At 64.2% G+C, this 18,906-nt stretch carries 22 protein-coding genes and 1 pseudogene; 14 read left to right on the top strand and 9 right to left on the bottom strand.

From position 1 onward, the window contains the following. Nucleotides 1-9: 9 nt before the first annotated feature. The 3 genes from NLY44_RS22770 to NLY44_RS22760 all read right to left on the bottom strand — a co-directional run bounded on the left by NLY44_RS22770 (nt 10) and on the right by NLY44_RS22760 (nt 2,605). Nucleotides 10-636 carry a glutathione S-transferase family protein gene (locus NLY44_RS22770; protein WP_023805843.1) on the bottom strand — a complete coding sequence of 209 codons (627 nt, stop codon included), beginning with the start codon at nt 634-636 and terminating at the stop codon, nt 10-12. 199 nt (nt 637-835) lie between these two features. Beyond that, a complete protein-coding gene (gene cysK, locus NLY44_RS22765; RefSeq protein WP_023805844.1) occupies nt 836-1,810 on the bottom strand; it encodes a cysteine synthase A in 975 nt (324 codons plus the stop codon). A 177-nt stretch (nt 1,811-1,987) separates the two neighbouring features. Further along, nucleotides 1,988-2,605 carry a LysE family translocator gene (locus NLY44_RS22760; RefSeq protein WP_023698059.1) on the bottom strand — a complete coding sequence of 206 codons (618 nt, stop codon included), beginning with the start codon at nt 2,603-2,605 and terminating at the stop codon, nt 1,988-1,990. Between the two features lie 178 nt (nt 2,606-2,783). Here NLY44_RS22760 and NLY44_RS22755 point away from each other — a divergent pair, with 178 nt between their 5' ends. Then, nucleotides 2,784-3,689 (top strand): hypothetical protein, encoded by a 906-nt coding sequence (locus NLY44_RS22755; RefSeq protein WP_023805845.1) that lies wholly within the window; start codon nt 2,784-2,786, stop codon nt 3,687-3,689. 24 nt (nt 3,690-3,713) lie between these two features. On the opposite strand, the gene NLY44_RS22750 is transcribed toward NLY44_RS22755, so the two are convergent. The 3 genes from NLY44_RS22750 to hrcA all read right to left on the bottom strand — a co-directional run bounded on the left by NLY44_RS22750 (nt 3,714) and on the right by hrcA (nt 6,492). Continuing rightward, entirely contained in the window at nt 3,714-5,063 is a 1,350-nt protein-coding gene (locus NLY44_RS22750; RefSeq protein WP_023692949.1) for a PQQ-dependent sugar dehydrogenase, read from the bottom strand. 106 nt (nt 5,064-5,169) lie between these two features. Then, the gene (locus NLY44_RS22745) at nt 5,170-5,370 is read right to left on the bottom strand and encodes a hypothetical protein (RefSeq protein ID WP_023672050.1); all 201 of its coding nucleotides are present in this window, start codon (nt 5,368-5,370) and stop codon (nt 5,170-5,172) included. Between the two features lie 36 nt (nt 5,371-5,406). Beyond that, on the bottom strand, nt 5,407-6,492 hold the full coding sequence (gene hrcA / locus NLY44_RS22740) for a heat-inducible transcriptional repressor HrcA (protein WP_023805846.1): 1,086 nt from the start codon (nt 6,490-6,492) through the stop codon (nt 5,407-5,409). A gap of 148 nt (nt 6,493-6,640) precedes the next feature. Between hrcA and rph the strand changes: the two genes are divergently transcribed. The 6 genes and pseudogenes from rph to NLY44_RS22710 all read left to right on the top strand — a co-directional run bounded on the left by rph (nt 6,641) and on the right by NLY44_RS22710 (nt 10,528). After that, complete coding sequence (gene rph, locus NLY44_RS22735) at nt 6,641-7,357, top strand: ribonuclease PH (protein ID WP_023672052.1); 717 nt, start codon at nt 6,641-6,643, stop codon at nt 7,355-7,357. Between the two features lie 190 nt (nt 7,358-7,547). Continuing rightward, nucleotides 7,548-7,958: a VOC family protein gene (locus tag NLY44_RS22730; protein WP_023692947.1), complete on the top strand. Its 411-nt coding sequence runs from the start codon at nt 7,548-7,550 to the stop codon at nt 7,956-7,958. After that, complete coding sequence (gene rdgB, locus NLY44_RS22725; protein ID WP_023692946.1) at nt 7,958-8,605, top strand: RdgB/HAM1 family non-canonical purine NTP pyrophosphatase; 648 nt, start codon at nt 7,958-7,960, stop codon at nt 8,603-8,605. The genes NLY44_RS22730 and rdgB overlap by 1 nt, the downstream gene beginning before the upstream one ends. After that, nucleotides 8,605-9,762 (top strand): radical SAM family heme chaperone HemW, encoded by a 1,158-nt coding sequence (hemW, locus tag NLY44_RS22720; protein WP_023681230.1) that lies wholly within the window; start codon nt 8,605-8,607, stop codon nt 9,760-9,762. Before rdgB ends, hemW begins: the two co-directional genes overlap by 1 nt. Nucleotides 9,763-9,833: 71 nt before the next feature. Further along, the gene (locus NLY44_RS22715) at nt 9,834-10,202 is read left to right on the top strand and encodes a hypothetical protein (protein WP_155923877.1); all 369 of its coding nucleotides are present in this window, start codon (nt 9,834-9,836) and stop codon (nt 10,200-10,202) included. 3 nt (nt 10,203-10,205) lie between these two features. Then, a pseudogene (locus NLY44_RS22710) lies at nt 10,206-10,528 on the top strand (low molecular weight protein tyrosine phosphatase family protein). A 113-nt stretch (nt 10,529-10,641) separates the two neighbouring features. On the opposite strand, the gene NLY44_RS22705 reads toward NLY44_RS22710, so the two are convergent. Beyond that, the gene (locus NLY44_RS22705) at nt 10,642-10,830 is read right to left on the bottom strand and encodes a hypothetical protein (RefSeq protein WP_023672058.1); all 189 of its coding nucleotides are present in this window, start codon (nt 10,828-10,830) and stop codon (nt 10,642-10,644) included. 7 nt (nt 10,831-10,837) lie between these two features. Next, a complete protein-coding gene (locus tag NLY44_RS22700) occupies nt 10,838-11,023 on the bottom strand; it encodes a hypothetical protein (RefSeq protein ID WP_023672059.1) in 186 nt (61 codons plus the stop codon). Nucleotides 11,024-11,195: 172 nt separating this feature from the next. Between NLY44_RS22700 and rsmI the strand changes: the two genes are divergently transcribed. Together rsmI and NLY44_RS22690 are read left to right on the top strand one after the other, a co-directional pair. Next, a complete protein-coding gene (gene rsmI / locus NLY44_RS22695; RefSeq protein WP_023672060.1) occupies nt 11,196-12,104 on the top strand; it encodes a 16S rRNA (cytidine(1402)-2'-O)-methyltransferase in 909 nt (302 codons plus the stop codon). Further along, nucleotides 12,097-12,474, top strand: a complete 378-nt coding sequence (locus NLY44_RS22690) for a YraN family protein (protein WP_023692944.1) — start codon at nt 12,097-12,099, stop codon at nt 12,472-12,474. Before rsmI ends, NLY44_RS22690 begins: the two co-directional genes overlap by 8 nt. A 143-nt stretch (nt 12,475-12,617) precedes the next feature. Here the strand turns inward: NLY44_RS22690 and NLY44_RS22685 are convergent, their stop codons facing one another. Then, a complete protein-coding gene (locus NLY44_RS22685) occupies nt 12,618-13,424 on the bottom strand; it encodes an undecaprenyl-diphosphate phosphatase (RefSeq protein ID WP_023692943.1) in 807 nt (268 codons plus the stop codon). Nucleotides 13,425-13,593: 169 nt separating this feature from the next. Between NLY44_RS22685 and NLY44_RS22680 the strand changes: the two genes are divergently transcribed. From NLY44_RS22680 to NLY44_RS22660, 5 genes are all read left to right on the top strand, one after another. Next, nucleotides 13,594-14,286: a glutathione S-transferase family protein gene (locus NLY44_RS22680; protein WP_023681225.1), complete on the top strand. Its 693-nt coding sequence runs from the start codon at nt 13,594-13,596 to the stop codon at nt 14,284-14,286. Further along, nucleotides 14,267-15,421, top strand: a complete 1,155-nt coding sequence (gene queG, locus NLY44_RS22675; protein WP_023805847.1) for a tRNA epoxyqueuosine(34) reductase QueG — start codon at nt 14,267-14,269, stop codon at nt 15,419-15,421. The genes NLY44_RS22680 and queG overlap by 20 nt, the downstream gene beginning before the upstream one ends. Continuing rightward, nucleotides 15,418-16,347 (top strand): SDR family oxidoreductase, encoded by a 930-nt coding sequence (locus NLY44_RS22670; protein ID WP_023687563.1) that lies wholly within the window; start codon nt 15,418-15,420, stop codon nt 16,345-16,347. Before queG ends, NLY44_RS22670 begins: the two co-directional genes overlap by 4 nt. Nucleotides 16,348-16,393: 46 nt before the next feature. Further along, nucleotides 16,394-17,476: a penicillin-insensitive murein endopeptidase gene (gene mepA / locus NLY44_RS22665; RefSeq protein WP_373420153.1), complete on the top strand. Its 1,083-nt coding sequence runs from the start codon at nt 16,394-16,396 to the stop codon at nt 17,474-17,476. A gap of 137 nt (nt 17,477-17,613) precedes the next feature. Next, a complete protein-coding gene (locus tag NLY44_RS22660; protein WP_023687565.1) occupies nt 17,614-18,633 on the top strand; it encodes a glucokinase in 1,020 nt (339 codons plus the stop codon). Nucleotides 18,634-18,906 lie beyond the last annotated feature (273 nt).

The raw sequence follows: 18,906 nt of genomic DNA, 5'->3' as shown, positions 1-18,906 counted from the left end.
AGCGTCCGTTCAGGCCGGCCACATCTCATGTGTGGTGTTGAGCCGTTTCATCAGCGGATGCGCGCGCAGCGCCGACCATAAGCGTTCGATGTTCGGCCAGTCGGCCCGCGCCTTGTCCATGTCGGGGTGCCAGGCCACCAGCATGACGAGGTAGATGTCGGCCAGCGACATCGCGTCGCCGACCAGCCAGCCGCGCCCCTCGAGGGCTGCATCGACAATGGCGAAGCCGCGGTCCATCTCGGCAATGGCTGCCTGCTTGACGGCTTTCTTGCCGTCGGCATCGGTGGTGTAGCGATGGGCATAGTAGAGGCGCAGGATGGCGGGGTAGAGCGCCGACGACATGAACGCCATCCAGCGCAGGAAACCGGCGCGATCCGGCGATCCGGCGGCCGGCGCCAGACCCGCCTCCGGATGGCGCTCGGCAAGCAGGATGCAGATCGCCGCCGATTCGGTTATCGATTGACCGTTGGGCAAGGTCAGCACCGGAACCTGGTTCAACGGGCTGATGTCGAGGAAAGCCGGGTCCGGCGGATCCTTCTTCGGCACATCGATCTGGTCGAATTGCGCGTTTGCCAGCGCCAATGCGGCCTCGACGACAAAACCGCCGCTGCCTGGGCGCGTGTAAAGCTTGTACATGTGATTCTCCCCCTGCCCGCGCGAAGCAGGCCGGGGCGATTTGACCCTGAAGCCGCCTCCCGCTCAAGCCGGTGGCGGACGCCACGGCCGGGTTTTCTGCGGTCCAGCCATGAGACTTCCGATGTCGGAGGGACAGCACCCCCGATGCCCGGCAGGGCAGAGGGGGGTGCGAAGGATCGCCGCCTATCCAGTTAAGACGTTAAGCCCCCAGCCCGTCGAACAGGATCGTCGACAGATAGCGCTCGGCGAAGGACGGGATGATCACCACCAGGTTCTTGCCCTTGTTCTCCGGCCGCGACCCGACGACGATGGCGGCCTGCAGGGCAGCGCCCGACGAGATGCCGACCGGCACGCCTTCAAGGCGGGCGACGAGGCGGGCGTTGGCGACCGAATCCTCGTTGGAGACCTTGACGATCTCGTCATAGATCGAGGTGTCGAGGATCTTGGGCGCAAAGCCGGCGCCGATGCCCTGGATCTTGTGCGGGCCGGGCTGGCCGCCCGACAGCACCGGCGAGGCCTCCGGCTCGACGGCGACGACATGCACCGAGGGCTTGCGTTGCTTCAGCACCTGGCCGACGCCGGTGATCGTGCCGCCGGTACCGATGCCGGCGACGAAGATGTCGACCCCGCCATCGGTGTCGTTCCAGATCTCCTCGGCGGTGGTGCGGCGGTGGATCTCCGGGTTGGCCGGGTGTTCGAACTGCTGCGGGATGACGGCGTCAGGCAAGGTGGCGGCCAGTTCGTCAGCCTTGGCGATGGCGCCCTTCATGCCTTTCGGCCCTTCCGTCAGCACCAGTTCGGCGCCGAGCAGCGCCAGCATCTTGCGGCGCTCCACCGACATGGTTTCGGGCATGGTCAGGATCAGCTTGTAGCCCTTGGCGGCGGCGGCGAAGGCGAGCGCGATGCCGGTATTCCCCGAGGTCGGCTCGATCAGCGTCGTCTTGCCGGGTTTGATCCGGCCCGACGCTTCCAGCGCCTCGATCATGGAAACGCCGATGCGGTCCTTGACCGAGGCGATCGGATTGAAGAATTCGAGCTTGGCAAGAAGGTTGGCAACGACGCCCTTCTCCTTGGCGAACTTGTCGAGCCGCACCAGCGGCGTGTCGCCGATCGTCTCGGTGATCGAGTTGTAGACACGGCCGCGGCCGGGCACGCGCGCGGAAGGCTTGTTCATTGGTTTCGCTCCCAAATCAGATCAGGCAATTGGCGTCGGCGGACAGAATAGGGCTTTCGCCCGCGCAAGATAGGCTGCCGGCCGAAAATATCGAGTGGGCCGCTTGCTGAAAACGCTTGCCTTCCGAAGGCGCATTTCCGGATGGACCGATCGGCGGAATGAATTGCCTGAACCGATCTACTGACGTGCGGCAATGGCTGCGGCCGCGCCCACCATGAAGCCAGCGGCGGTGCGGTTCAGCGCCTTCAGCGCGCGCGGCGATTTCAGGAACCAGCGCGCCTTGGCGGCCAGCGCCAGATAGGGCACAAGCACCACAAAGAGCACGATAACGGTGAGCGCGACCAGGATGCCGTAGTCGGCGAGCGTGATGGTCTTCAGGTCGACGATGGTCGGCGTGATGGCGAGGTAGAAGATCATCGTCTTCGGGTTGCCCAGCGTGACGGTGAGGCCGGCAAGGAAGCTCGATACCAGGCCGCCCTTGCCTTTCCTGGCCTCGACAGTCTCTGGCGTGATCCCGGCCGTCCAGAAACGCCAGCCGAGGAAGGCGAGATAGGCGACGCCCAACCATTTGATGGCGAGAAACACCATGCCGAAGCTTTGCGCGACAAAGGCAAGGCCGAGCACCACCGCGGTGAGATAAATAAGGTCGCCGAGCATCAGGCCGAACGACATCGCCAGCGACGAGCGGAAGCCGGATCCGAGCGCCCGCGCCACAAGCGCGGTGACGCCGGGACCGGGAATGGCGGCGGCGATGCCCAGCGCAGCACTGTAGGCAAGGAAGCCGGTGAGGGTCATGACGGTCGCACCTCGTGAAACGACTCTGATGCCATGAAAGCCTGCAACGGCAAAAAGGATTCGATTGCGCCAAGCAGGACATGAAAGCCGGTCGTCATCACCTGAAAGCGAGAGATGGTTCACTTACGCCCCGAAGGCGGTCGGCTATCTCGCATGGCTCCGAACGGCAGGAGCACCCATGTTAGCCAAAAGACTTCACATCCAGCTCATGAAGTGGATGCCCAACAACTATTCCGAAGCACACGGTCACGTCCACGAGCTGGAATGGTATCTGTGGTTCGAGGGGCGTCAGGCTTTCAGCCTGTTCGACAAGGGCGATAGCGATGTCGTTCCGCAGACTGGATATTTTACCGACAGCCGGGACCCTGGCGCTCACCCCATTCGTCCGATGATCTATCCGCTGGTCGTCAACAACCGGTTCAAGGTGCGGCTGGTGGCGATCGAGCGTGACGGACCGCAAAAGATAGACCCCGACGACACGGCCAAAGGCGAATTCTACATCGACCTCGACATCAAATATCCGCCGGTCTCCGACTGGCGCATCATCGCTGCCGATCCGCGCAACACCGACCTCAACGTGGAAGCGTCGTTCCAGCTGCAATGGCTGGATTATGTCGATACCGCCGAGATTGCCGAGGATGGCCCGCCACGCATCATCGACAAGTCCAATTATCCCTATCCCTGGGGCGCCAATGTGATGGTGTTCGAGCACTGGCTCGGGCTTGGCCGCAAGGCGCCGCTCAAACTCATCGACCCGAACCGCGCATCGCGCCGCGAATACTGGATGATCAATGGCAATGCGGCTCGGCGCATGGTGCAGGACCTCTATCGCTTCCACATCAACCAACTGGGCGTCGCCAACGACACCATCAGCAGTGTTTACGTGCCGAAGCTCAATGCCGGCCACGTCACGGTGAGCCTTTACGAGCACGATTTCAGCGACAGCCGCTTCGCGCAAGGGGCGAAGAAGTCCTTCGGCTCGGTCGGGCTCTTCAATCTCAGGGATACCGGTTTTGATGACCGCGTCTCATCGGCCGAGGTGATCCATACCTATCCCAAGGTGATCCATCGGGACGTGCATTAGGGCCGGATTGCGCTGTTCGCCGGCTCAGGATGGGCCATCGACATGGGTGATGCGCCAGATGGTGCCGTTGCCATCCTCGGTGACGATAAGCGCGCCGTCCTTGGCCACCGCGACGCCGACCGGCCGGCCCCAGACGGCGTCGTCGGAGAGGACGAAGCCGGTGATGAAATCCTGGTACTCGCCGGTCGGCTTGCCGTCGCTGAATCTCAGCCGCACCACCTTGTAGCCGGTCCTCATACCACGGTTCCAGGAGCCGTGCAGGGCGACGAAGGCGTCACCCTTGTACTCTGCCGGGAAATTGCCGCCGTCATAGAAGGCGATGTTGAGCGGCGCCGAATGCGCCTGCATCAGCACGTCGGGCACGGTGACCGAGCCGGCGAGGTCTGGGCGCGCGCCCTCGTGACGCGGGTCCTCGTTGGCGCCGATATAATACCAGGGCCAGCCATAGAAGGCGCCGTCCTTGACTGAGGTGGCATATTCGAACGGCACATCGTCGCCGAGACCGTCGCGCTCGTTGACGACACACCACAGCGCGCCGGTGGCCGGCTGCACGGTCATGCCCGAGCAATTGCGCAGGCCGGTAGCGAGGATGCGGCCATTCTTGCCGTCGGGGCCGAAGGCCAGCACGTCGGCACGGCCATCCTCGGAACCCCAGGTGGCGCCGAGTGGCTGTGATTTTGCCCAGGCGTCAAGGCCGCCCTTCGGTGCCTTCTGCATGCCCTCCGCGACGTTCGATCCGGAGCCGACCGAGAGATACAGCGTCTTCCCGTCCGGCGAGAAGGCGATATCGCGGGTCCAGTGGCCGCCGGTAGGGATGTCGGAGACAATCGTCTCCGGTTCGCCGGAGGCTTTAAGGTCGCCGTCGCGATAGGCGTAGCGGACCACGCTGTCGTTGTTGGCGACGTAGACCCATTGCGGCTTGTCGCCAGGCGGGTAGAAGGCGATGCCATAGGGCTGGTTTAGATTGTCGGCAAAAATGCCCTCTTCGGCCGGCTTCGCGCTACCCTTGGCCAGCCGATAGACGCGGATCTGGTTGGCGTCACTGTCGGCGACGAACAGGTCGCCGTTCGGCGCCACGCGCACGACCCGCGGATTGGAAATGCCGGAAGCAACCAGTTCGGCCGAAAACCCAGGCGGCAGGACGGGCTTCGCGCCCTCGGGCCGATCGCCGAGGCCGGCGCTGTTGGAGGCGGATCCGGTGATGTTGGGTCTTTTCAGATCATCCGGCCTAATCAGCCGGCGCACACCTGGCTTGTCGGCCTTCCAGTCGCCGAAAGCGTCCTTGCCGGTCAGCAGCAGTTGATCAGCCTGCTGGGCGAAGGCGCTGGTGGCCAGAAGCAGGGCAAGGCCTGCGAAGCCGGCAATCCGGATCATGCTGTTCTCCTCGAACTCGCGCCGGTCGGCGCGTCACGACAAGGGAGATATTGTGCGGCCGCCGCAAAAGAGAAGCGTGCGCGCGCAGATTCGACGAGAGAACCGCTCAACTTTCCTCTTCGACGTCCAGATCGTCGTCGAGACGCTTTTCCAATGCGACGAGATCTTCCGGCAGCGGCAAGCCCATGGCGCGCATTTCGCGCAGTTTTTCGCGCAGCTGCTCCTGGATTTCGTGCTCGTCCTCCGGCTGGTTGACCATTTCTTCGAGCAGCATGCTGATCTGGGCCTTGAACGATTCAAGCGCCATTCTGCGCCCTCCTTTACGGTGATCCCGGCTTCGGAATTATCTTAACATCCGGGTAATCAATTGGGCCGTGTAGTCGACCATCGGCACGATGCGGGCATAATTCAGCCTGGTCGGGCCGATGACGCCGAGCGCGCCGACGACGCGGGCGTCCTTGTCGCGGTAAGGTGCCACGACCAGCGACGAGCCGGAGAGCGAGAACAGCTTGTTTTCCGAGCCGATGAAGATCCGCACGCCGGGGCCGTCCTCGGCGAGGTCGAGCAGCTGGATCAGCCCGTCCTGCGTCTCCAGATCCTCGAACAGGTGGCGCAGCAATTCGATATCGGCCTGGGCGGTGACGTTTTCGAGCAAATTGGCGCGGCCGCGCACGATAAGGCGCGCCGGCAGGCCGCTGTCGGCGCCGGCCCACACCGCCAGGCCTTTCTCGACCAGGTCCTGCGACAACGTGTCCAGCGCTGCCCGGGTCTCGTCCTTGATACGGGCGATCTCGATGCGCGCCTCGGCGAGCGTGCGGCCCCTGATATTGGCGTTGAGGAAGTTGGAGGCCTCGTGCAGCTGCGAGACGGTGATGCCGGCCGGCAGGTCGACGACGCGGTTCTCGACATCGCCATTCTGCGACACCATCACCGCCAGCGCCTTGGTCGGCTCGAGCTGGATGAACTCGATGTGCTTCAGCGCCACCTCGTTCTTGGTGGCGAGCACCAGGCCGGCGCCGCGCGACATGCCCGACAGCATCTGGCTGGCCTCGGTCAGCATGTGTTCCAGCGTCGCGCCCGAGCCGGAGGCGCGCACCTGCGCCTCGATGACCCGGCGTTCCTCGTCGGAGAGATCGCCAAGCTCCATGAAGGCATCGACGAAGAATCGCAGGCCGGTCTGAGTCGGCAGGCGCCCGGCCGAGATGTGCGGGGCATAGATCAGGCCGAGATGCTCGAGGTCGCTCATCACGTTGCGGATGGTGGCCGGCGACAGCGACGACGGCAGGATGCGCGACAGGCTGCGCGATCCCACAGGCTCACCGTCCTTCAAATAGGATTCGACGATGCGCCTAAAAATGTCGCGCGAACGCATGTCGAGCGATTGCAGCGCGGGCGCCAGCAGACTGGGTTCGGTGACTGCCTTGGTCATTCGAGCCAAAAACCTCCGGCCCAAGGATATAGACTTCCATCGCTCCCGCGCAACCCGGCGTCTATATGGGGCCTTTTCCTTTGCGCCATGGGCTGCATGCGTCTACAAGCCGCCGACGCAACCGTAAAAAGAACAGAAAGAGGCCTCGATGCGCCCTTCCAAACGCCAAGCCGACGAAATGCGCGCCATCTCCTTCGAGCGCGGCGTCTCCAAACACGCCGAGGGCTCGTGCCTGGTGAAATTCGGCGACACGCATGTGTTGTGCACGGCGAGCCTGGAGGAAAAGGTGCCGGGCTGGATGCGCAATTCCGGCAAGGGCTGGGTGACGGCGGAATACGGCATGCTGCCGCGTTCGACCGGCGAGCGCATGCGCCGTGAAGCCTCGGCCGGCAAGCAAGGCGGCCGCACGCTGGAAATCCAGCGGCTGATCGGCCGCTCCTTGCGCGCCGTTGTCGACCTGCAGGCACTGGGCGAACAGCAGATCACCGTCGACTGCGACGTCATCCAGGCCGATGGCGGCACCCGCACGGCCTCGATCACCGGCGGCTGGGTGGCGCTCTACGATTGCCTGCGCTGGATGGAAGCGCGGCAGATGGCCAGTGTTGCCAAGGTGCTGAAGGACCATGTCGCGGCAATTTCCTGCGGCATCCATGACGGCCAGCCGGTCATCGACCTCGACTACATCGAGGATTCATCTGCCGGCACCGACGCCAATTTCGTCATGACCGGCAAGGGCGGCATCGTCGAGATCCAGGGCACCGCCGAGGGCGAGCCTTTCTCGGAAGGGCAGTTCGCGGAGCTGATGGGCCTTGCCAAGAAGGGCATTCAGCGGCTGGTGAGCTTGCAGCAGATGGCTGTGGCTTGATTGAATTTAACGTGATGACGTCGGCGATCCTTCACACCCCCCTCTGGCCTGCCGGCCATCTCCCCCGCAAGGGGGGAGATCAGAGGTCGCTACCGTTTTCGCCAACCATCAACGTTGAGACGCCGCCAGCGGAACTGCCAATCTCCCCCCTTGCGGGGGGGATGCCCGGCAGGGCAGAGGGGGGTGCCTGATGCAACCCTCCGCTATTCTTGAGTCAGCGCTTTACGTCACGGATCTCGCCGCTGCCGAAGCCTTCTACTCCAACGTCCTCGGCCTCCCTCTCCTCGGCAAGGTCGACGGCCGCCATCTCTTCTTCCGCTGCGGCCCGGGCGTGCTGCTCATCTTCAACGCCGAAGCCACCAAAATCCCGCCGGCGCCCGATGCGCGGCTGAAAGTGCCGCCGCATGGCACGGTCGGCGAGGGCCATCTCTGCTTTGCCGCAAGTGAGGATGAACTCGCACAGTGGAAGGCGCAACTTGAGGCGAAAAACATCGCCATCGAAAGCGAATTCGAATGGCCGCAGGGCGGGCGCTCGATCTACATACGCGACCCCTCGGGCAATTCGATCGAATTCGCCGAGCCAAGGATCTGGGGCCTTTGATGCATTCTCTCGATGGAAAGAAGATCGTCGTTGCCAGCCACAATGAAGGCAAGCTGCGCGAATTCGCCGATTTGATGGGTCCGTTCGGCTTCGAGGCGAAGTCGGCCAAGGACTACGGCCTGCCGGAACCGGAGGAGACCGGCACCACCTTCGAGGAAAACGCCTACATCAAGGCCTTCGCCGCGGCTAAGGCGACCGGCCTGCCGGCGCTGTCGGACGATTCGGGCCTGTGCGTCGACGCGCTCGACGGCGCCCCCGGCGTCTACACCGCCAATTGGGCCGAAGCTCCCGATGGCAGCCGCGACTTCGGGATGGCCATGCAGCGCACCGAAGTGGCCTTGCAGGAGGTCGGCGCCGCCAAGCCAGCGCAGCGCAAGGGGCGGTTCGTCGCCGTCATCTGCCTGGCCTTCCCCAATGGCGAGGCTGAATATTATCGCGGCGAAGCTGAGGGAACGCTGGTGTGGCCGCCGCGCGGCGAACTGGGCTTCGGCTACGACCCGGTGTTTTTGCCCGACGGTTTCGACAAGACGTTCGGCGAGATGAGCGCTGAGGAAAAACACGGCTGGAAGCCCGGTCAGCCGACGGCGCTGTCGCACCGCGCCCGCGCCTTCCAGAAATTCGCCCGCGCCAGGTTAGGCTCAGCTTAATGTCGCTGGACCGCAGCCCGGGCTTCGGGGTCTACATCCATTGGCCGTTCTGCGCCGCCAAATGCCCGTATTGCGACTTCAACAGCCATGTCCGTCACCAGCCGGTCGACCAGGAGCGCTTTGCCCGCGCCTTCGAGAACGAGCTGAAGACCATGAGCGAGCGGACCGGGCCGCGCGAAGTGACCAGTATCTTTCTCGGCGGCGGCACACCGTCGCTGATGCAGCCGCAGACGGTGGCGGCGGTGCTGGACGCCGTGGCGAAGAACTGGACGGTGCCCGACGGCATCGAGGTGACGCTGGAAGCCAATCCGTCCTCGGTCGAGGCCGAGCGATTTCGCGGCTACCGCGCCGCCGGCGTCAACCGTGTGTCGCTCGGCGTGCAGGCGCTGAACGACAAGGATCTGCGCTTCCTCGGCCGGCTGCACAATGTCGACGAGGCGCTGCATGCAATTGGCCTGGCACGGGACATATTCCCAAGACTTTCCTTCGACCTGATCTACGCCCGCCCCGGCCAGACGCTGGATGACTGGCAGGCGGAGCTCGAACAGGCGATCGGCCATGCCGCCGACCATCTGTCGCTCTACCAGCTGACCATCGAGGAAGGCACGCCGTTCCATGCCCTTCATGCGGCGAACAAATTCATCATCCCCGATAATGACCGGGCCGCCGATCTCTATGCGCTGACGCAGGAGATCACCGCAGCGCATGGCCTGCCGGCCTATGAGATTTCCAACCACGCCAGGCCGGGCGCCGAGAGCCGGCACAATCTGACCTATTGGCGCTATGGCGAATATGTCGGCGTCGGACCGGGCGCGCATGGCCGCTTTATCGAGAACGGCCACCGCACCGTGACGATCGCCGAGCGGATGCCGGAGACCTGGGCCAATCTGGTGGAGGCCAGGGGCCATGGCGTCACCGGCGGCGAGATCCTGACGCGCTCCGAAGAGGCCGACGAGTTCCTGCTGATGGGGCTGAGGTTGGCCGAAGGCATCGACCTTTCCCGCTACGAGGCGTTTTCCGGGCGCGGCCTGTCGAGCGCCCGGCTGACCGTGCTGCAGGATGAGGGGCTGGTGGCGCCGATCGGCAATGCCAGGCTACGCGCCACGCCAGCCGGCATGATCGTGCTCGATGCCGTGGTGGCGGATTTGGCGCGGTGAGCCCACAGGGCAAATGGCCGGGCTGTTGGACGATTTATCGGCTTGAGCAAGGATGTTAGAAAGTCGACTTGTTGAACCGCTGGCGTGCCAGCGCCGCATCCGAGGTGACTCCTGCGATGACGTTCCTGATCCACGAGACCTTGATGACATTGAACACGGATGATGTGTTCGAGTTTGGATTGACCGAAATCTTGAGATCTCCAGAGCAAGACGACCTCTTTGAGGCTCAGGCGATTTTCATCAGGAACGCAACGGTCACATCGAAACTAAAATTGACCCACTTGAGCGAATTCAGCGTTGTCCTCAGTTTCATAACATATATTGGAAATAAGCTTCGCGGAATCGCCAAGGATGAGTTGCTCGAGTTTGATCTGAATGGACTCACATTTGATCAGTACATCCCTCTCAGCAAAAATCTGCGTAAGATCTGGGATGAGTAGTCGGTGAAGAACGTCCTGTTCGTCTGCAGCCAGAACCGCTTGCGCAGCCCGACCGCCGAGCAGGTGTTCTCCAAACGTAGGGATATCGAGGTCGAGTCGGCCGGCACCAATCACGATGCAGACACGCCGCTGACGCATGAACTGGTCGCCTGGGCCGACATCGTCTTCGTGATGGAAAAAGCGCACCGCACCAAGCTGCAGAAGAATTCAAGGAGAGCCTGAAGAAGGCCCGCGTCATCTGCCTCGACATCCCGGATGACTACGGATCCATGGATCCGGAGTTGATCGACCTTCTGAAGGCACGGGCTTCGCGATATCTCGATTGAACTATGGGGGCTTCGCAACCACGCGTTCGTCATCCTCGAGTCTGCGCCGCGTCGCTTCGCTCCTTGCTCGCCCGTGATGACGAAGTGAGGGTGGTCCTCGCCAATCGCGAAGGTCAAGCGTCGTGCTTGAAGCGGCGCTTGCCGCGGTGTTTCTCGGCATGCGCCTCTCCGGTCCGGGCCGGCTTGGCGTCGCTCTTGTCCCGGCGGACGCTGTTCTGGTCGTTCATCGGATGCGGCGGCGCGCCTTCGCGGGCGCTCTTCGTTTCAAGACGGGTGATGAAGATATCGAAACGATTGGGCATCGTACGGTCAGTGCTCCGTCGTGCTGTCCGGTTTGTTGTCCGAAAGCCTGACATTCGTCGGCAAGGCGGTGGCCGTCCGACTGGCCAGGCCGGTGTCGCTTTCGGCGAGCGCACGCTTGCCCTTTCGCGCAGTGAAGCGCTTGCGCTCGGCATAATAGGGCTCGAAAACGTCCTGCAATTCCAGGCTGTCCATCCTGTCCTCCTCCTCAAGAGACTCAGGTATTCAATCCGCCAGCCACGCTTTCGTTCCCCACTGAGGCAAAGACATGGCCGCCGGGTTACATCGGCGTCAGGTTTGGCCCGACGTTCGGGAGTTTTGCAACCCGGCGCGCGCCATGCCAAACAGGGCGAAATGGAGAGACCCGGTGACCGGCGAGAAACGCAGCTATGTGATCGGGCAGACCGAGATCGCAGTCCGGCCGCTGGCGCCGGCGCTGTATCTGGTGGCGACGCCGATCGGCAATCTCTCCGACATCACGCTGCGCGCGCTGGAAACGCTGGCGGCCGCCGACGTCGTCGCCTGCGAGGACACCCGCGTCTCGCGCGTGCTGCTCGACCGCTACGGCATCCGCCGCCGCACCACGGCCTATCATGAACACAATGCCGGCGAGGCCGGACCGAAGCTGATCGCGGCACTCGAGGCCGGGCAGAGCGTGGCGCTGATTTCGGATGCCGGCACGCCGCTGATCTCCGACCCAGGCTACCGGCTGGTCGGCGAAGCGCTGGAGCGCGGCCTGCGCGTGGTGCCGATCCCCGGCCCATCGGCGCCGCTGGCGGCGCTGACGGCGTCGGGCCTGCCGTCCGACGCCTTCCTGTTTGCCGGGTTTCTGCCGGTGAAATCTGGGCAGCGGCTGACAAAGCTCGAAACGTTCAGGGCGGTGCCGGCAACGCTGATCTTCTTCGAGTCGCCGCGTCGGCTGGCCGAAACGCTGGTCGCCATGGTCGAGGCGTTGGGCGGCGCGCGCAAGGCCGCCATCGGCCGCGAGCTGACCAAGACTTTTGAAGAGATGCGGACGGGAACGCTGCAGGCGCTGGCCGACCACTATGCGGCGGCTGACACGCCGAAGGGCGAGATCGTCATCTGCGTCGGGCCCGCCGAGATCAAGCCCGACCAACCCGCCGACATCGACAGGCTGCTGCTGTCGCTGGCCGCCGAAATGCCGGCGTCCAAGGCGGCGGCGGAGGCGGCGAAGATGACTGGCGGGCAGAAGCAGGCGCTTTACCGGCGGCTGCTGGAACTCAGGGATGCGGTTGGAGAAGGCGAAGGTGGCTGAGCGCCCGGCCGCCAGCCGCCAAAAAGCCTATCGGCGCGGCCATCGCGGCGAGTGGCTGGCGGCAGCGGCGCTGATGCTGAAAGGTTATCGCATCCTCGCCCGCCGGCATCGCACCCGCTTCGGCGAGATCGACCTGATCGCCAGGCGCGGCGACCTGGTGCTGTTCGTCGAAGTCAAGGCGCGGCGCACGCTGATGGAAGCGATGGAGGCGATCGGCCACCAATCGGAGCGCCGCATCGAAGGCGCCGCCGACATCTGGCTGTCGCGGCAGCCGGACTACGGCAGATTGTCAATGCGCTTCGACATGATCGCGGTGCTGCCCTGGCGCTGGCCGGTGCATGTCGAGAACGCGTTTTATGGGAGGAGTTAGCGGCCTTTACCCTCCCCCTTGTGGGGAGGGTCGGTGAGCAAGCAACGCGACTCGTCGATGGCGAAACGGGGCGGGGGTGTGGCGCCCCCACCCCGATCCGCTTTGCGGATCGACCCTCCCCACCACAAGGGGGAGGGTAAAGCTCACCCCCAAATGAAAAGCGCCACCAACCCAACCGCTCCCACCACCAGGCGCCACCAGCCGAACAGCGAATAGCCGTTGCGCGAGACGTAATCGAGCAGGAAGCGCACGACGATCAGCGCGGTAACAAAGGCGGCGATGAAGCCGATGGCGATGATCGGCAGGTCGGCGCTGCTCAGCACGTTGCGGTTCTTGAACAGATCGAAGGCGAAGGCGCCGACCATGGTCGGGATGGCGAGGAAGAAGGAGAATTCCGCCGCCGCGCGCTTGTCGACGCCCAGCAGCAGCGCGCCGACGATGGTCGAACCGGAGCGCGACGTCCCGGGGATCAGCGACAGGCACTGGAACAGGCCGATTTGCAGGTAAAGCCTTGTCGGGAAGCGCTCGACATCGCGGTAGACCGGCTGCAGCTTCATGCGGTCGACGACCAAGAGCACGACGCCGCCGACGATCAGCATGATGCAGATCAGCCTTGGCGATTCGAACAGCACCGTCTTGATGAAATCATGCGCCAGCGCGCCGATGATGGCCGCCGGCAGGAAGGCGATCAGGATGCCGATGACGAAATGCCGCGTCAGCCGGTCATGCGGCAGGTCGAGCAGCATCTGCCACAGGCGGCGGAAATAGACGCTGAGGATCGCCAGGATGGCGCCGAGCTGTATCAGGATCTCGAAGGCCTTGCCGGTGGAATGGAAGCCGAGGAAATGGCCGGCGAGCAGGATATGGCCGGTCGAGGAGACCGGGATGAACTCGGTCAGCCCCTCCAGCAGGCCGAGCAGCAGGGCTTCGACGATGGTGTGGCTATCCATGGCAACCTCGGCATTCAAGGGACGGAAGGAAACGGCTGGCAAAAGGGCTTGCTTGTCACGGCGCGGAAGTCCCCCTATAGGTCGCAGCACCGTGACGGCCGCATGACGGGCCGCCAAGACTTACCGGTGCGGACGGCGATTCGCCAGTGCGCCTTAATATCGCGGAATCATGCTGACGCTTTTCCATCACCCGATGTTCGCCACCTGCCGCTTCGTGCGCCTCGCCTTCGGCGAATATGGCGAGGAGCTGGCGCTGATCGAGGAAAAACCGTGGACGCGGCGCAAGGAGTTTTTGGCGCTGAACCCGGCCGGCACCTTGCCTATCCTGCTGGCCGAAGGCGACGTGCCGATCGTCGGCGCCATGGTGATCGCTGAATATCTCGACGAAACACGTGGTGTCCTGAAGCGCGACAAGCGCCTGTTTGCGGAAGACCCGATGCAGCGCGCCGAAATCCGCCGCCTGACCGACTGGTATCTCAACAAGGCCGAGAGCGAAGTGACCCGGCATCTGGTGCGCGAGCGCGTGCTGAAGCCGGTGATGCCGGAAACGGCGGGCGGCGGTTCCCCCGATTCGGCGGCGATCCGCGCGGCGCGCGCCAACATTCGCCAGCACATGAAGTACACCAACTGGCTGGCCGGCACCCGTCATTGGCTGGCCGGCAGCAAGGTCACCTATGCCGACCTGGCGGCGGCCGCGACGCTGTCGGTGCTGGATTATCTCGGCGAGATCGATTGGCGCGAGCATGCCGCGGCGCGCGAATGGTACACGCGGGTGAAATCGCGGCCGTCGTTCCGGCCGCTGCTCACCGACCGAGTGCGCGGCCTGTCGCCGGTGTCGCATTATGCGGACCTCGACTTCTAGAAGCCAAACCCTGCGCGCGCTGATCGACGCCGAGGCGCGGCGCGCCGGCTTCGATGCGGTTGCCGTCACCACGCCCGATGCGATCCCGCTGGCGCCGGCCAGATTGGCCGAATTCATCGCCGATGGTTTTCACGGTTCGATGGCGTGGATTGCGGAGACGCTCCAACGCCGCAGCGAGCCTTCGACGCTGTGGCCCGAGGTGCGCTCGATCATCGTGCTGGCAATGAATTATGGCCCCGACCACGATCCGCGTGCGCTGCAGGCAAGGCGCGACCGCGGCGCGATCTCGGTCTATGCGCAAAACCGCGACTATCACGAGGTGATGAAGGGCCGGCTGAAGGAGATCGCCGGCAAGATCGTCGCGCGGGCCGGCGGCGACGTAAAGGTTTTCGTCGATACGGCGCCGGTTATGGAAAAGCCGCTGGCTGAGGCCGCCGGGCTCGGCTGGCAAGGCAAGCACACCAATCTGGTCAGCCGCGAGCACGGCTCCTGGCTGTTTCTCGGCACCATCTTCACCACGGCGGAGCTCACGCCAGATTCGACCGAGGTAGACCATTGCGGTTCCTGCCGCGCCTGTCTCGACGCCTGCCCGACCGATGCCTTTCCGGCGCCCTATCGGCTCGATGCCAGGCGCTGCATCTCCTACCTGACCATCGAGAACAAGGGGCCGATCCCGCAAGAATTCCGCGAAAAGATCGGCAACCGCATCTATGGCTGCGACGATTGTCTCGCCGCCTGCCCGTGGAACAAGTTCGCCCGCGCCGCCTCGGAGGCCAAGCTCGCCGCGCGCGATGAACTGCGCGAACCGCCGCTGGCGGAACTGTTGCAGCTGGACGACACGGCGTTCCGGACCTTTTTCTCCGGCTCGCCGATCAAGCGCATCGGCCGCGACCGCTTTGTCCGCAATGTGCTGACCGCCGCCGGCAATTCCGGCGATGTTTCGCTGGCCGGCCCGGTGCGCGATCTGCTTGGCGATGCCTCGCCGCTGGTGCGCGGCGCGGCGATCTGGGCGCTGGCGCGGCTGGTGACGGCCGCCGAATTCAACGGGCAGGCGGCGGTCTACTTGAAAACCGAAACCGACACTACAGTGCAGGACGAATGGCTGTCCGCATTGCCAATCGAGGCGCATGCATGAGCGAAAAACAGGTTTTTATCTTCGGCGCCGGCTATTCGGGCAAAGCCTTTGCACGGGCCAATGCGGAGGCGATTACGATCTTCGGCACCACGCGCTCATCGGAAAAATTCGACGCGCTGCGGCAGGTCGGCATCGCGCCGCTGCTGTTCGACGGCGCCCTGACCCCTGAAATCGGCGATGCGCTGGAAAAGACCACCCATCTCGTCGTCTCGGTGGCACCGGAGGAGGCCGGCGACCCTGTGCTTCTCGCCGCGCGCAAGGCGATCGAGGCGATGCCGGCGCTTCGCTGGATCGGCTATCTCTCGACCGTCGGCGTCTATGGCAATTATGACGGTGCCTGGGTCGATGAAACGGCCGAATGCCGGCCGGTGTCGAAACGCTCGTCGATGCGAGTGGCGGCCGAGCGGGGCTGGCTGCAGCTTGGACTCGAGACCGGCAAGCCGGTGGCCATCCTGCGGCTTTCCGGCATTTACGGGCCGGGTCGCAACGCGCTGGTCAATCTGGAAAACGGCACGGCCAGGCGGCTGGTCAAGCCCGACCAGGTGTTCAACCGCATCCATTGCGACGACATCGCCGGCGCGCTCTGGCACCTCATCGGTGGCAATAGAGGCGGCATTTTCAACATCACCGATGACGAGCCGGCGCCGCCGCAGGATGTCGTCACCTATGCCGCTTCGCTGATGGGCGTCGAGCCGCCGCCGGAGATTCCTTTCGAGACCGCCCAACTTTCGCCCATGGCGCGGTCCTTCTATGGCGAGAACAAGCGCGTCGCCAACGCCGCGATCAAGGCAGCGGGCTACCGGTTCCGCTATCCGGACTACCGCCAGGCGTTCGATCGGATGTGGGCCGACGGCAGCTGGCGCGACGGCGAGCCGCGCAGCCCGATGAAGGTAGATAATCGAAACGCGAGCCCGAGGGTGATATGATTCGATTGTGTTGCGGACTTTTGCAGTGGGGTTCATGACGATTTCGATGCGATCCTTGACCGGCAGACGGCCGTTCCTGACGGCGGCGCTGGCGATCGTGGCGCTGGCCGGGCTGGTGGCGGGCGCAATCACGGCCGAGCCACGGGCAAAAGACCTGTTCGGCGCCAAGAAGCTGCCGGCGGTGGCTGCGGCGCAATCCTTCGGCTTCTATTCAAAGGGCTGCTTCACCGGCGGCGTCGCCATTCCGATGGACGGCCAGAACTGGGAGGTGATGCGTCCCTCGCGCAACCGGCGCTGGGGTCATCCAACGATGATTGCGCTGATCGAGAAGCTGTCGCGCGATGCCGCCGCCGACGGCTGGCCGGGGCTTCTGATCGGCGACATTTCGCAGCCGCGCGGCGGCCCGATGCTGACCGGGCACGCCTCGCACCAGATCGGCCTCGACGCCGACATCTGGCTGACGCCGATGCCCGACCGCAAGCTTACGACCCAGGAGCGCGAAAACATCAGCGCCACGCTGATGGTCGACGACAAGACGCATCTGGTGAAGGACAGGCTGTGGAAGCCGATACATACCAAGCTGTTGAAGCGCGCCGCGAGCTATCCGGAAGTCGAGCGCATCCTGGTCAATCCAGGCATCAAGAAGAAGCTGTGCGACACCGTCACCGGCGACCGTACCTGGCTGAGAAAAATCCGGCCGTTCTGGGGCCATGACTATCATTTCCACATCCGCATCGGCTGCCAGCCGGGTTCGCCCAACTGCAAGGGACAGGAAGCGACGCCCGACGATGACGGCTGCGGCAAGCCGCTGGCCTGGTGGTTTACCGAGGAGCCGTGGCGCCCCAACAAGAACCCGGACGCGCCCAAGGCGCGCGACCTGATGACGATGGCGAACCTGCCGAAACAATGCCAGTTCGTGCTCGACCAGCCCGACGCGGACTCGGCGGAAGCCGTCACCTATCGCGGCGGCGGCGTGCCGATCGCCGCCAGGGCGCCGGAACCCGACGCGCCTCCGCCTATTGCGGGCAATGCGGGCGGCTTGCCAAACGCAGCCAACGCCTTCACCGCCACGCCGGAGATCGGCATTCCCCTGCCAAGGCGACGGCCGCCGGCAAACGTCGGACAGTGATGGCGAACTGACGCTTTCCCTTTCCGGGGCCATGCGCTAGTCAATCGATTGAACACCGGGCGATTGAACACCGGGCGATTGAAAAACCGGGCGATTGAAACGGTCGCAACGGCGCCGCAAAGGGGACGAGCAAGAGCATGTCAGGCGACGACGACACCGCGTTGCGGTTTCCAGTGCTGATCGGCGACATCGGCGGCACCAATGCGCGCTTTTCGATCGTGCTCGACGCAAATTCGGAAGCCGGTGAGCCGCATATCGTGCAAACCGCCAATTTCGCCACCATAGACGAGGCGATCCAGGCGGCGGTGCTCGACCGATCGTCCATCCGGCCGAATTCGGCAGTGCTGGCGATCGCCGGACCAGTCGATGGCGACGAGATCCCGCTTACCAACTGTCCCTGGGTGGTGAAGCCGAAGCAGATGTTTGCCAATCTGGGCTTGGGCGACATCGTCGTGCTCAACGATTTCGAGGCGCAGGCGCTGGCCGTCGTGGCGCTCGGCGAAGAGCATATGGAAAAGATCGGCGGCGGCACGCCGGAGGAGAATGCCGGACGCGTCGTGCTCGGCCCCGGCACCGGCCTCGGCGTCGCCGGGTTGGTTCATGCCCTCCACCACTGGATCCCGGTGCCTGGCGAAGGCGGCCATATGGATATCGGTCCGCGGACGCCGCGCGATTTCGAGGTGTTCCCGCATATCGAAAAGCTGGACGGCCGCATTTCGGGCGAGCAGATCCTGTGCGGGCGCGGTCTGGTCAATGTCTACCGGGCGGTCGCCAAGGCCGACGGCAAGCCGGCGCCGTTCACCACGCCGGCCGAAATCACCGGGGCGGCGCTGGCCAAGACCGACCCGGTTGCCGAGGAAGCGCTGGCGCTGTTCGTCACCTGCCTCGGCCGCACCGCCGGCGACCTCGCGCTGGTGTTCATGAGCCGCGGCGGCGTGTTTTTGACCGGCGGCATCGCGCAAAAGATCGTTCCGGCACTGAAGGAAGGCAGTTTCCGTGCCGCCTTCGAGGACAAAGCGCCGCACAGCGCGCTGATGGCCTCGATGCCGGTCTATGTCATCATCCACCCGCTGGCAGCGCTTCTGGGCCTTGCCGCCTATGCCCGCAACCCGTCGCTGTTCGGCGTCCAGACCGCGGGGCGGCGCTGGCGCACGTAATCCATTTCGTCCCGAACATGGGTCTGTTCCTGGAAATGGCTGCCGCTTTCGTGACCCTGACCTCGAGCCGCGACGAAGTTTCGCCATAGGCAAGCCGTAGCCGGGGCGCTAAGAGGGGGCCGAATTCCAGCCTGGCATCCCTAGATGCCGGTTGATTTCAGATCGAATCGACCTGAAATCATCCGGCTCTAAATCAAAGAGATAGAGCATGATGTCGTCCGAAAACCGCTTCACACTTTTCGGCATCATGCTCTAGCAAACCACGAAGCGCCC

This window comes from Mesorhizobium sp. C089B, assembly GCF_030323125.1.
GTDB lineage: Bacteria > Pseudomonadota > Alphaproteobacteria > Rhizobiales > Rhizobiaceae > Mesorhizobium.
Note: the sequence above shows the minus strand (reverse complement) of the source record. Positions and strands in the feature narration are given on the sequence as shown.